The 12027-nt window shown below is 74.2% G+C and carries 12 protein-coding genes and 1 pseudogene; 4 read left to right on the plus strand and 9 right to left on the minus strand.

Annotation, left to right across the window (positions count from 1 at the left end):
* The first annotated feature begins 58 nt into the window (after positions 1-58).
* Positions 59-544 carry a GNAT family N-acetyltransferase gene (locus Nocox_RS10650; RefSeq protein ID WP_020541814.1) on the plus strand — a complete coding sequence of 162 codons (486 nt, stop codon included), beginning with the start codon at positions 59-61 and terminating at the stop codon, positions 542-544.
* Here the strand turns inward: Nocox_RS10650 and Nocox_RS10655 are convergent.
* Both Nocox_RS10655 and Nocox_RS10660 read right to left on the minus strand, forming a co-directional pair.
* Entirely contained in the window at positions 514-2235 is a 1722-nt protein-coding gene (locus Nocox_RS10655) for a DUF6297 family protein (protein ID WP_157382896.1), read from the minus strand. The two genes, Nocox_RS10650 and Nocox_RS10655, sit on opposite strands and share 31 nt — an antisense overlap.
* Positions 2236-2285: 50 nt before the next feature.
* A pseudogene (locus Nocox_RS10660) lies at positions 2286-2837 on the minus strand (ABC transporter ATP-binding protein); the annotation flags it as partial.
* 200 nt (positions 2838-3037) lie between these two features.
* On the opposite strand from Nocox_RS10660, the gene Nocox_RS10665 reads away from it, so the two are divergent.
* Positions 3038-3316, plus strand: a complete 279-nt coding sequence (locus tag Nocox_RS10665) for a hypothetical protein (protein WP_020541817.1) — start codon at positions 3038-3040, stop codon at positions 3314-3316.
* Here the strand turns inward: Nocox_RS10665 and Nocox_RS10670 are convergent.
* Genes Nocox_RS10670 through Nocox_RS10680 form a run of 3 tightly spaced genes read right to left on the minus strand, consistent with a single transcriptional unit; the run spans position 3291 to position 6104 of the window.
* Positions 3291-3941, minus strand: coding sequence for a GerMN domain-containing protein (locus Nocox_RS10670; protein ID WP_211212562.1), 651 nt, complete (start codon positions 3939-3941; stop codon positions 3291-3293). The genes Nocox_RS10665 and Nocox_RS10670 overlap by 26 nt on opposite strands.
* The gene (locus Nocox_RS10675; RefSeq protein WP_020541819.1) at positions 3938-5422 is read right to left on the minus strand and encodes an ATP-binding protein; all 1485 of its coding nucleotides are present in this window, start codon (positions 5420-5422) and stop codon (positions 3938-3940) included. The genes Nocox_RS10670 and Nocox_RS10675 overlap by 4 nt, the downstream gene beginning before the upstream one ends.
* 7 nt (positions 5423-5429) lie before the next feature.
* Positions 5430-6104, minus strand: coding sequence for a response regulator transcription factor (locus tag Nocox_RS10680; protein WP_084685418.1), 675 nt, complete (start codon positions 6102-6104; stop codon positions 5430-5432).
* 202 nt (positions 6105-6306) lie between these two features.
* Here Nocox_RS10680 and vanY-N point away from each other — a divergent pair, with 202 nt between their 5' ends.
* The gene (gene vanY-N / locus Nocox_RS10685) at positions 6307-6861 is read left to right on the plus strand and encodes a D,D-peptidase/D,D-carboxypeptidase VanY-N (RefSeq protein ID WP_020541821.1); all 555 of its coding nucleotides are present in this window, start codon (positions 6307-6309) and stop codon (positions 6859-6861) included.
* Between the two features lie 3 nt (positions 6862-6864).
* On the opposite strand, the gene Nocox_RS10690 is transcribed toward vanY-N, so the two are convergent.
* The 3 genes from Nocox_RS10690 to Nocox_RS10700 are packed head-to-tail and all read right to left on the minus strand — an operon-like array spanning position 6865 to position 9907.
* The gene (locus tag Nocox_RS10690) at positions 6865-7557 is read right to left on the minus strand and encodes an aspartate/glutamate racemase family protein (RefSeq protein ID WP_020541822.1); all 693 of its coding nucleotides are present in this window, start codon (positions 7555-7557) and stop codon (positions 6865-6867) included.
* Between the two features lie 11 nt (positions 7558-7568).
* Complete coding sequence (locus Nocox_RS10695; RefSeq protein WP_020541823.1) at positions 7569-8954, minus strand: UDP-N-acetylmuramoyl-tripeptide--D-alanyl-D-alanine ligase; 1386 nt, start codon at positions 8952-8954, stop codon at positions 7569-7571.
* A complete protein-coding gene (locus Nocox_RS10700; protein ID WP_020541824.1) occupies positions 8951-9907 on the minus strand; it encodes a D-alanine--D-alanine ligase family protein in 957 nt (318 codons plus the stop codon). The genes Nocox_RS10695 and Nocox_RS10700 overlap by 4 nt, the downstream gene beginning before the upstream one ends.
* A 158-nt stretch (positions 9908-10065) precedes the next feature.
* On the opposite strand from Nocox_RS10700, the gene Nocox_RS10705 reads away from it, so the two are divergent.
* Positions 10066-10740, plus strand: a complete 675-nt coding sequence (locus Nocox_RS10705; protein ID WP_020541825.1) for an MOSC domain-containing protein — start codon at positions 10066-10068, stop codon at positions 10738-10740.
* Positions 10741-10755: 15 nt separating this feature from the next.
* Here Nocox_RS10705 and Nocox_RS10710 read toward each other — a convergent pair whose 3' ends face one another.
* The gene (locus Nocox_RS10710; protein ID WP_020541826.1) at positions 10756-12015 is read right to left on the minus strand and encodes a glycoside hydrolase family 18 protein; all 1260 of its coding nucleotides are present in this window, start codon (positions 12013-12015) and stop codon (positions 10756-10758) included.
* Positions 12016-12027: the final 12 nt, after the last annotated feature.

A 12027-nucleotide genomic window follows, 5' to 3' on the forward strand; every position in this document is an offset into this window, starting at 1 on the left:
ATTGCTTTTCGATGGTAGGGGCTACGCTGAGACTATGGAAGTGGTGCAAACGGCGCGAATGCTCCTATCTCGCGTCACGGCCGACGACCTGGAGGCCGTGCACGAGCTTCACTCCGATCCGCGTACGAGCGTGTACAACCCGGCAGGTCCGTCCCCGGACCTGGAGTCCAGCCGCGCGATGCTGGATCTGTGGCTGTCCGACTGGGACGAGCGCGGCCTCGGCTACTGGGCCGCCCGGCCGCTCGAGTCGCCGGACCTCATCGGTGTCGGCGGCCTCCGCCACGCCGTGGTGGACGGCGCCGAAGTGCTCAACCTCTACTACCGATTCCATCCGATGGCCTGGGGCCACGGGTACGCCGTCGAGCTGGCCCGAGCGGCGCTGCGCGTCGGCGGCCCGCTCGGGACGGTCGTCGCGGTCATCCGCGACGTCAACGCGCGCTCGCTCCGGGTGGCCGAACGCGCGGGCATGCGCAGGGACCGCGCGATCCCGTACGGGGGCGTGCCCAGCTACGTCTACGTCGCCTTGCCCGCCCGCAGCACGTAGCCCGCCAGCGCCGCCGCCCCCGTCACGGCCTGGGCCACCAAGTACGGGCCCGGCTGCGGCGGAGCGGTGGCCAGCGCGAGGAGAGCCGGCAGGCACCCGGCGGCGGCCAGGTCGATCCCGGTGACCCCCCAGAGGACGGGACCGAGAGGGACCGGGCCCGCACCCGTGTCGATGACCGGCAGCGAATGATCGACCGGCCGCCGCCGCACCATCCGCAACGCCCCGGCCGCCAGCGCCGGCGCCGCCAACACCCCGAACAACCCCACCTCGGCAAGGCTCAGGCCCCGCTCTGCGGCACCCGCCTCATGGGCGTCGGCGCCAGAGGCAACGCCGCCCGTCGCCCGCTCCGCAGCCGCAGCCGCAGCCGCAGCCGCAGCCGGGACCGTGGTCGTAGCCGAGCCTGGAGCCGGGACTGTGGCCGTGGTCGTGACCGCAGTCGTGGCCGAGGGCTGGGAGGGTGCGGCGCTCGTCAGGGCGAGGCCCGCGAGGGCGGCCGACGTCCACAGGGCCGCGAGCAGGGCGGGGAGTGCCGCACGGGCCGCCAGCGCCGGTCGGTGGCCGATGCCGAGGAGCCGGGCCAGGGCCGGATTGGCGGCGTCGCGGCGTGCCCCGGTCGCGGCGGAGGCCGCCACCGCCAGCCCGCCCGCCAGCACGACCGCCCCGAGCATCCCGGGCGCGCCGCCCGCCTGCGCCAGGAGGGCCGGCAGCCCGGCGGTGGCCAGGGTGAACGCGAGCCGTCCAGGCCGCCGCGCCAGCCGCCGCCAGTCCTGCCAGGCGGTCGCGAACGCCGCCGGCAGCCCCGGCCAGTCCTGCCAGGCGGTCGCGAGCGCCGCCGGCAGCCCCGGCCACCTCCGCGACCTGAGCCTCCTGCCCCGCCAGTGGTTGTCCTCGACGATCCAGGTGAGCGCCCCGGGATCGATCCCCGTGGCCGCGTCCGCGACGTGCCCGCCCCGCGTGGAGGCGGCGGCGATCTCCCGAGCCGGGATCCGGCCGAACGCCCGCCACGCCTGCCGCGCCAGCAGTGCCGAGCCCGCCGCCGCGAGCGTGGCGGCCACGGCCACGGCGGTCAGGGGAGCGGCGGAGGCGACGGCGAGCACCCCACGGGCCTGGCCGCTGACCGCCACCACGGCCACCACCAGCAGCACGGCCAACGCCACGACGAGCCACGCCTGCCACGACTGGGACGCCCGCGCCAGCACCGCCAGCGCCATCGCCCCCACGCTCGCCGACACCCCGAGCACCAGCGCGCCGAGCACCCGCCAGGCGAGCTGGTCGGGCGCGCCCAGCGCGGCCACCAGCCCCAGCCCGAGCACCAGCCCCGCCGCCACGGCGACCATCAGCAGCGCCCGCCCGGTACGCCCGAGCACCTGCCGCCGGTCCAGCGGCGACAGCAGCAGCCAGGACGCGTCCGGCGCCGTCATCAGCACCGGCCCGGCGGCCCGCGCGACGGCCAGGAACCCGGCCAGCCCGAGCGCCAGCAGCGCCACCCCCGCCCCCACGCGGGCCGGCTCGACGGCTCCGGCCGGCCCGGCCAGCCCGGTCAGCACCTCCGACACCGGCTGACCGGCGACGGCGGCGAACATCAGCAGGCAGAAGGCGGTGACGTACCGGTCGATCGGCGTCGACCGCGTCCGGCTCCGCTCCCGCAGGAACCCGCGCACGGCCCGCACGCCGCCCTGAACCCGATCCACGCCCTCACCCGCGCTCACACCGCCACCTCCGCTCACACCGCCACCCCAGCTCATGCCGCCATCCCGGCAGGCGAGACCAGTCGGCCGTGCGCGGCCAGGCCGGAGTCGTGCGTGGCCATGACCACCGTGCCGCCCTCGTCGCGGTACGCCGCCAGCAGCTCCGCCAGGCGCCCGCGGAACCCGCGGTCCAGGCCGCGTTCCGGCTCGTCGAGCAGCAGCAGCGCGCTCGGCCTGAGCAGCGTGGCGGCCAGCGCGAGCCGCTGCCGCTGCCCTGTGGAGAGGTTGAGCGGCACCGCGTCCGCCCGCTCCACCAGGGCGAACTCCTCCAGCGCCGTCCCGACGTCCATCCGGGGACGCGGATGCACGGCCGCCATCAGCTCCAGGTGCTCGCCCGCCGTCAGCCCCGGGTACCAGGCGGGCTCGTCGCCGAGGTGCGCCACCCCGCGCCAGAACGCCGCGTCGTCCACGGGCGGCGCGCCGAACACGCGCACCTCGCCGCCCGAGGCCGGCTGGAGCCCGGCGAGGGTGCGGAGCAACGTCGACTTGCCGGAGCCGTTGGGGCCCACGACCGCGACGATCTCACCGGGGGACACGGTCAGCGTGAGCTCGCGCAGCACAGGGTTGCCGCCGAGTACGACCGTGAGGTTCTCGACACTGATGATCGGCTCGTCCACCGTTCGAGCCTAGCCAGATCCCCGTGCGCACAGGCGATTCTGTCGGTGCCGTCGTCTACCTTCTGTTCCGAACACCTGTGCGACTGGAGGTCGGTGTGATTGCTTCTGAGCGTTTCGAGCGTGCCGCGGTGCTGGGGGTCGCTGTGGCGGAGGAGGCCAGGCGGCTGCTGAGCCGGCATCTCGATCCGGCGGCGGCGGGCGAGGAGGCGGCGGACGGCACCGTGCTGGTCGACGTGCCCTATCCCGACGCCGCGGTGGTCACGGCCCTGCTCGACGTGGCGGCCGAGTGTTTCGGCGAGCGGGGCGGCTCGGTCGAGGAGACGCGGCAGGCGGCGCTGGAGACCTTGTTACAGCTCGCCGGGTTCGACGACGAGTCGCGGCTCAACTCGGGCGGGGCGAGGGGGTAGAAGGTGACGGGCTCGGCCCGTCCGGGGCGTCCTGAACGGAGGACGGGCAGGTCCGGGGGCCGACGCTCGCTCCGCCGCCGAGGATGGTGACCTCCTGGGCGGGGCTGTCCGACGTCGTGGCGGCGGCCGTGCAGACGATCTGGTCCACGGCGAGTGCCGACAGCTCGCCCGCGGGAGTGGACAGGGCCACCACCAGGCCCCCGGCCGGTTCGGCGGTCAGCGAGAAGGGGCCGGCTCCGGGCGGGACGTCGGAGGTGAGCCCGTGCTCCTGTTCCCTTGAGGTGGGGCCGGCGGCCAGCAGCGCGAGCGTGTCCACCGGCGACAGGCGACCGTCGGGCCGCGTCACGGCGCTGAGCCGGCCGTTCTCGACCAGGTAGAGCGTGACCGTCGTGGCGCGCCTGACGGGTCCGCTCGGCGGGTCACCGGCGGGGATCACGTCACTGGGCCGCACGCCGCACCCGGCCACGGCGACGACGAGCGTGACCAGGCCCGCGACGAGGCCGAAGGTGAGCACGCGGCGGGTGGTGCGCACACCGCGGGCGGTGGAAGCGCGGCGGGCGGCGAGCAGGCGGCCGGCGGCGAGAGCGCGGGGGGCGGTGAGCGCTCGGGCGCGGCGGGGTCTCACCACGGGTCTCCGGCCGGGTCGGAGGCGCGGTGGGGCAGGCGCAGGGTGAAGACGGCGCCGCCGTCCTGGGCGTTGGCGACCGTGAGGTCCCCCTGGTGCAGGCGCGCGTTCTCCCGCGCGATGGCCAGGCCGAGGCCGCTGCCCTCGGACCTGGCCCTGGCCGCGCTGGCCTTGTAGAACCGGTCGAACACGTGCGGCAGCACCGCTTCGTCCAGCCCCGGCCCGTGGTCACGGACCTCCAGCTCGATCCACCGCGCGTCGGCGGACAGGCGCACCGACACCGGTGGCTCGCCGTGCCGCAGGGCGTTGCCGACCAGGTTCGCGAGGATGACGTCCACCCGGCGCGGGTCCAGCCGCGCCCGCACCCCGGACGGCAGCTCGCTGTCCACCCGCTCCGACCAGCCCCGGGCGCGCAGGGTGGCGCGCACCAGCTCGGCGACGTCGACGTCGTTCAACGCGAGGGCCGCGACGCCGGAGTCGAACCTGCTGACCTCGATCAGGTCGTTCACCAGAGCGGTGAGGTTGAGCGTCTCCTGGCTGACCAGCCTCGCGGCCCGGCCGGCGGGCTCGGGCAGCCCGGCCGCCTCCTCGTCGAGGACGTCGGCGACGGCGGCGAGCGCGGCCAGCGGGGTGCGCAGCTCGTGGGACACGTCGGCCACGAACCGGCGGGCGTCGGCCTCCGCCTGACGCAGCTGCTCGACGTGCCGTTCCAGCTCCGCGGCGGTGTGGTTGAACGTGCGCGCCACGTCGGCCAGCTCGTCGGAGCCGCGGACCCCGATCCTGGTGCTCAGCTCGCCCTCGCCCAGCAGGCGTGCCGCCCGGCCGAGTTCGCGCACCGGGCCCAGCACGCCACGGGTGGCGAGCGACGCCAGGACGACCGCCAAGGCCAGGGCCGCCCCGCCGGTGAGCCAGGCGGAGGCGGCGAGCCCGTCGATGCTGCGCTTCTCGGCGAGCAGGCTGCGCGCGACGTAGACCTCGATGCCGGACGCCCGCGGCGGCAGGCCCCGTTCGGTGACCAGCAGGGGGATGCCGACGATCAGCCAGGGCCCGTCCTGCCACGCCACCCGCTGCCACGCGGTACGGCCGGCGGCCACCACCCGCCGCAGCTCCGGTGAGATCACCGAGAGAGCCGCGACCCGGGCCTCCGGTGCCGGGCTTCCGCGCTCCGGCGGCGGAGGCTGGGAAGGGGGGACCGGCGAGTGCAGGTCGCCGTACACGGCGACCGCGAAACTGAACTGGTCCGCCGCGGCCGCGGCGATCTCGCCGAGCTCCTTCAGGCCCGGCGTCGCGGTCGGCAACGGGTAGAGCGCCTGCAGGCGGCCGGTCATCGCCTGCACCGCGGCGTCCTGGGTCCGCTGCAGAATGTCGTTGCGGGCCTGGACGTAGCTCCCGCCGGCCACCGCCGCCGCGGTGACCACACACAGCAGCGCGAACGCGAACAGCAGCCGGGCCCGCAGCCCCAGGCTCGGTCCAGGTGCCATGGGCGGCTCACACCGGCCCGAACCGGTACCCGAACCCGCGCACCGTCTGCACGTAGACGGGCGCCGCCGAGTCGTCCTCGATCTTCGCGCGCAACCGCTGCACGCAGGCGTCCACCAGCCGCGAGTCGCCGAAGTATCCGTGCTCCCACACCGACTCCAGCAGCTGCTGGCGGCTGTGCACCCGGCCCGGCGTGCTGGAGAGCACGAGCAGCAGGCGCAGCTCGGTCGGGGCGAGGCTGACCGGCACGCCGCGTTTGACGACCACCAGCCCGGCCCGGTCGACGGTCAGGTCCCCGTGCCGTTCCAGCTCCGCCTGGTCGCGGCCGATCCGCCGCAGCACCGCGCGGATGCGCGCCTCCAGCACCCGGGGCTGGACGGGCTTGACCACGTAGTCGTCGGCGCCCGACTCCAGCCCGGCCACGACGTCCATGTCGTCGCCGCGTGCGGTCAGCATGATGATCGGCACGTTCCCCGAGGCCCTGATGCGGCGGCAGACCTCGAACCCGTCGATGCCGGGCAGCATCAGGTCGAGCACGACGACGTCGGGGACGTCGGCGCGCAGCCGGTCCAGCCCTTCCTCGCCGGACTCCACCGCGCGGACCCGGTGCCCGTGGCGGGACAGCGCCAGCTCAAGGCCCTCCCGCACGGCCGGGTCGTCCTCGATCAGCAGCACTCGCGACATGCCCCCGGGTTTCACCGCACGCTCCGTCATTCGCCCATCGGTCAACGCCATCCACTGTCGGCCGGTCGTGTCCTCGCCTCGTCAGCGCCGTGTCATGGTTGTGTCACGGTCACGCCGGTGGCAGTCCCATCGACGGACGCGTCGACGAACGGTGACATCCGGCTGACCACGCGCGCACATTCGACGCCAATCGTAGTTCGGCATGAACGAACCACGCATCATCCCCCTCAGCCCCAGGGACCGGCTGTACGCCGCGGCCACGCTGATGCTCGCCGTGCTGCTGCTGCCCGTGGCGTTCGTCCGCCGTCCCGGCCGCGCCCGTGAGCTGGCCTGCCGCTGGGCGTTAGGGATGCGCTTCCCCGCCGAGGATCTGACCGGGCTCACCGACGGGGCCAGGGCGGCGTTCACCGCGGCGCGCACCGAGGCGCTCTGGCGGCACGGCCAGCTCATCGGCCTCACCTCGGGATATCGCGACCCCGTCGTCCAGCAGCGGATGTTCGACGAGGAGGTCCGCCGGTCCGGCTCCGCGGCCTCGGCGCGCATGCTCGTGCTGCCGCCGGCGGAATCCGGTCACGTCAAGGGCATCGCGCTGGACGTCCGTCCCCACGAGGGCGCGCGGTGGCTGGAGGAACACGGCGCCCGCTACGCCCTCTACCGCCTGTACGACAACGAGTGGTGGCACTTCGAGCACCGCCCGGAGTGCGGCGGGACGCCCCCTCCGCGGCGACCCCACCCGGGCGTGGCGCCTCTTCCGTGAGCGTCAGCCGCTCAGGGCGAAGCCGGCCGCGGCCTCCGCGTGCAGCCGCGCGCTCGGCAGCAGCGGAACCGGGGTGTCGTTCTCGGTGATCAGGAGCTCGATCTCCGTGCAGCCGAGGATGACGCCCTCGGCTCCGCCGGCGGCGAGGCCGGCGATGATCCGGGTGTACGCCTCCCTGGACGACTCCGTGAGCACCCCGCGCACCAGCTCGTCGAAGATCACGCGGTGGACCAGCTCCCGCTGCTCGGGCGGCGGGACGACCACGTCGAGGCCGTGGGCGGCCAGCCGGTCCCGGTAGAAGGGCTCCTCCATGGTGAAGCGGGTGCCCAGCAGGCCGACCTTGCGCATCCCCCTGTCGCGGACGGCTTCGCCCACGACGTCGGCGATGTGCAGCACGGGCACGCTCGCGGCGCGCGCCACGTCGTCGCTCACCCGGCTGAAGGTGTTGCTGCAGACGAGCAGGACGTCGGCGCCGAGGTCCTGCAGTTTCCTGCCGGCGTCGGCCAGCAGCTTGCTCACCTCGTCCCAGCGGCCGGCGAAGATGAGGTCCTCGACGGTCGTGTAGTCGACCGACCAGATGAGGCTGTTGGCGGAATGGCTGCCGCCGAGCTTCTCGCGTATCCGCTGGTTGATGATCTGGTAGTAGATCACCGTCGACTCCCAGCTCAACCCGCCGATGAGGCCGATGGCGCGCATGAGACTCCGTTTCACTGGCTCGTGGTGGCAAGAGCCCTGGCGCAGGCGCCGAGCCCGAACTCGCTGGAGGCTTTGACGAACACCACGTCGCCCGGTTCGAGAAGGGCGCCGGCCAGCTTGACGGCCTCGGCCACGTCCTCGACGGTGTGGACGGCCACACCCTGGTCCGAGGACCGCGCCGCCTCCGCCGTCGCGAGGGGGTCGCCCGCGCCGACCGTGATCAGCACGTCGAAGCGGAGGCCGGCGACGAGCCGGCCCACCTCGGCGTGCCGGGCGCGGGAGACGTCCGCCTGCTGTCCCATCCCGCCGAGCACGGCGACGGTACGGCGGGAGCCGGCCAGCGCCTTGGCCGCTCGCAGCCCGGCCCGCATGGACTCGGGGTTGGCGTTGTAGGCGTCGTCGATGACGGTGACGCCGTCAGGTCGTTCCACGATCTGCAGCCGGCCTCCGGAGCGCCGCCGGGCGGCGGTCAGCCCGTCGGCGGTCTCGGCGGCGTCCAGGCCGAGCGCGGTGGCGACGGCGGCCGCGGCCAGGGCGTTGCTCACCTGGTGCTCGCCGATGAGGTCCAGTTCGACCGGGGCGCGGCCGGCGGGCGTCACCAGCTCGAACGCCGGCCGCGCCCGGTCGTCCATCCGCACGTTCTCGGCGCGCACCGGCGCCCGCGGCGACGTGCCGTACAGCAGGATCCGGGCCTCGGTACGGCCGGCCATGCCCAGCACGTACGGGTCGTCGGCGTTGAGCAGCGCGAACCCGTCCGCGGGAAGCGCCTCGACCAGCTCACCCTTCGCCGCGGCCACATCGGCCCGCCCGGTCCCCATCCGTTCCAGGTGCGCGGTGCCGACGTTGAGCACCACGCCGACCTGGGGCGGCGCGATCCCGGTCAGGTATGTCAGGTCGCCCTTCCTGCTCGCGCCCATCTCCAGCACCAGGTAGCGCGTGGCGGCGTCGGCGCGCAGCACGGTGAGCGGCAGCCCGAGCTCGTTGTTGAACGATCTGTCGGTGGCGACCGTGGCGGCGTGCCGTTCGAGCACCTGGGCCAGCAGGTCCTTGGTGGTGGTCTTGCCCACGGAGCCGGTCAGGCCGATCACGGCGGGGCTGACCCGTCCGAGCAGGTGCCTGGCCAGCAGGCCGAGCGCGCGCTGGACGTCGTCCACCACGAGGGCGGGCACGCCGACGGGCCGCGCGGCCAGCACGGCGACGGCGCCGGCCGCGACGGCGGTGCCCGCGAAGTCGTGACCGTCGGCGCGGGCGCCGGCCGTCGCGGCGAACAGGCCGCCGGGCACCACCTCGCGCGAGTCGACCGCGGTGGGCGCCGTCACCGACGCCCCAGGGTCGGGGACGTCGCACAGGCGCGCGCCGCAGGCCCGCGCGATCTCGTCGAGCGTCATCGGGATCATGAGGCGCTCCTGGCGAACGCGAGGTCGATGAGGCGGCGCAGCAGGTCCGGGTACGGGAGGCCGCTCGCGGCCCAGGCCCTGGCGTAGACGGACCGGGAGGTGAAGCCGGGCATGGTGTTGATCTCCAGCACGTACAGGCGTCCCGTGTCGTGCTCGTGCAGGAAGTCGACCCGGGCCAGGCCGTAGCCGCCGATGGCCCGGAAGGCGCGCAGGGCCAGCTCGCGCACGTCCTCGGCCACGCGCTCAGGGAGGACGGCGGGGATGGTGGCGATCTCGGCCCCGCTGAGGTACTTGGCCTCGTAGTCGAGCCAGTCGCCGGGCACGATGAGCTCGCCGGGCACCGAGGCGTCCGGCAGGTCGTGGCCGCCGAGCACGCCGCAGATGAGCTCGCGCGCGGTCACGCCCTGTTCGACGACGACCGTCCGGCCGTGGGTGAGCGCCAGCTCCACGCCCGTGCGCAGTTCCTCCATGGTGGTGACGCGGGAGACGCCGATGGAGGAGCCCAGGCTGGCCGGTTTGACGTACATCGGCCAGTCGAGCGGCTTCACCAGCTCCCAGTGGTCGGTGGCGGTGCGCCATTCGTGCGCGGTGAACCACACGTGCGGGGTGACGGGGATGCCCTCGGCCAGGAACGCGCGTCGCATCGCGACCTTGTCCATGGCCACGGCCGAGGCCAGGACGCCGCAGCCCACGTACGGGATGCCCAGCGTCTCCAGGTGCCCCTGGAGCACGCCGTCCTCGCCGTACGGGCCGTGCAGCACGGGGAAGACTACGTCCGCCAGGCCGCGCCGCAGCTCCACCGTCCACCTGCCCTGGCGGTCGATGATGACGGGGACGGGCTCGTACAGCTCTCTCGGCAGCGCGTCGAGCACGGCCTTCGCCGACTGCAGCGACACCTCGTGCTCGGCGGACGGACCGCCCGCCAGCACCGCCACGCGTACGCGTTCGGCCACGATGGATCAACCTTCCTCAGCGGCGGGGGAGACGGCCCCCACCACTGTCGGCTGATCATGTCCCCGCCTTGTCAGCGCCGTGTCATCGTTGTGTCACGGTGGCCGCCGGGCGGCGCGAGGAGTCGCCCGGCGGGCGGATGCTCGGTTAACGTTCGGGAGTGCGCATCATCTCGGTAAATGTCGGCGTTGCGATCGCGGCTGAGTGGGCGGGGAGGCTGCGGCGGACCGCCATCGACAAGCAGCCCGCCGGGGACCGCGTCCCGGTGCGTCCCGAAGGGCTCGCGGGCGACGAGCGCGCCGACCTGAAGCACCACGGCTCCTCCGACCAGGCGGTCTACGCCTACGCCAGGGAGGACTACGACTGGTGGCAGGAGCGGCTCGGGCGTGACCTGCGGAACGGGCGTTTCGGCGAGAACCTCACCACGTCCGGGGTGGACGTCAACGGGGCCGTCATCGGCGAGCGGTGGCGGATCGGCGGCACCCTGCTGGAGGTGACCGGGCCCCGGACGCCGTGCGTGGTGTTCCGCAACTGGATGGACGAGCCGGGATGGGTCAAGCGGTTCACCGAGGCGGGGCGGCCGGGGGCGTACCTGCGGGTGGTCGAGACCGGGGACGTGGGGGCGGGCGACGACGTGCGGATCGTCGCGCGGCCTGAGCACGGGGTGACGGTCTCCGACTGGTTCCTGGCCCGCCACGGGGACGAGGACGCGCTGCGGCGCGTGCTGACGTTGCCGGGCCACGACCCGCGCCGGGACGAACGGGTGGCGAGGTCCCCGAGGGAGCCGGTCCGGAGCGCGGGGCAGGACGAGCCCGCGGCGGCTCCGGCCGGCTGAGTCCCGCCGGGGCGGTCAGCGCAGGACCGAGTACAGCGCCGACGTCAGGGAGGCGCGGACGTCGTCCTGGTCGATCGACCACATCATCGAGCCGCCCAGCCCCTTGAGCCGGATGTACGCCGCCTTCTGCACCAGCACCGCCGGATCGTCGTACGACCAGAACTCGTTGCCGTCGTACAGCCACATCGCCCCGGTCAGCAGGTCCCGGTAGCGCTTGCCGGGCTTGTTCACCAGGTCCTTGTAGTCCTCGTTGCCCGCGGCCCACTTGCCGGGCGCGGGGCCGGTGGCGGGCTGGTAGAGGCCGTCGCCGCCGCCGGTCACGCCGGTCCAGCCCTGGCCGTAGGCGGGCACGCCGATCACGAGCTTGCGCGCGGGCGCGCCGCGCGAGACGTAGTCGCGCACGGTCTGGTCGACGCTGTACCTCACGGGGTTCGGGTCGCGGCGGTCGGTGAGGAGGTTGCCGTTGTGGCCGGTCCTGGGCTCCCAGGTGCCGTGCAGGTCGTAGCCCTGGACGGTGGCGAAGTCGAGCTGCCTGAAGACGCGGCGCACCTCGTACCCGGCGTCGATCTTGGCGGCGGCGGCCGGCAGGAAGGCGGTGAGCTCGGCGTCGCGGGCGTACCCGTCGAGCTGCGCGCGCAGCTCCTCGACGAACAGCGTGAAGTTCCGCTTGTCCTCGGGCTGGATGACGTTGCCCTCGGCGCCGGCCGAGCCGGGCCACTCCCAGTCGAGGTCGATGCCGTCGAAGACGCCGGCGCCGGCGCCCGGCTCCAGCCCCGGCAGGTCGCCGCGCAGCCACAGGTCGACGCAGGACCGGGCCAGCCTGGCGCGCGAGCCGGGGGTGAGCACGGCGTCGGAGAAGTACTTGGACCCGGTCCAGCCGCCGAGCGAGATCAGCACCTTGAGCCCGGGGTGCTTGGCCTTGAGCTTGCGGAGCTGGTTGAGGTTGCCGTTGAGCGCCTGGCCGGGCGCGTCGGCCACGCCGTCCACGCTCTGCTCGGCCGGCACCGGCCGCTGCCAGTCGGCCCACGGGTCGGCCGAGTAGCAGGAGCCCGCGGCGTCGACGAAGCCGAAGGCGTAGTTGAGGTGGGTGAGCTTGGCGGCGGCGCCGCTGACGTCCACGTCCCTGACGTGGTAGTTCCGGCCGTAGACACCCCATTGGATGAAGTACGCGACCCGCTTGAAGCCGCTGCGGGTCTGGGCCTCGGCGGGCACGGAGATCGCCGAGAGGCCCAGTAAGAGCGAGAGCGTGAGCGTGATCAGGGTCTTCTTCTGCACCGGGCGGCTCCT

Source organism: Nonomuraea coxensis DSM 45129, assembly GCF_019397265.1.
Classification (GTDB): domain Bacteria; phylum Actinomycetota; class Actinomycetes; order Streptosporangiales; family Streptosporangiaceae; genus Nonomuraea; species Nonomuraea coxensis.

Coding starts and splice junctions, on each gene's coding strand:
- Nocox_RS10680 (WP_084685418.1), bottom strand. CDS start 6,104: ATGTCGCGAGTGCTGCTGATCGAGGACGACCCGGCCGTGCGGGAGGGC.
- Nocox_RS10650 (WP_020541814.1), top strand. CDS start 59: ATGCTCCTATCTCGCGTCACGGCCGACGACCTGGAGGCCGTGCACGAG.
- Nocox_RS10695 (WP_020541823.1), bottom strand. CDS start 8,954: ATGATCCCGATGACGCTCGACGAGATCGCGCGGGCCTGCGGCGCGCGC.
- vanY-N (WP_020541821.1), top strand. CDS start 6,307: ATGAACGAACCACGCATCATCCCCCTCAGCCCCAGGGACCGGCTGTAC.
- Nocox_RS10690 (WP_020541822.1), bottom strand. CDS start 7,557: ATGCGCGCCATCGGCCTCATCGGCGGGTTGAGCTGGGAGTCGACGGTG.
- Nocox_RS10675 (WP_020541819.1), bottom strand. CDS start 5,422: ATGGCACCTGGACCGAGCCTGGGGCTGCGGGCCCGGCTGCTGTTCGCG.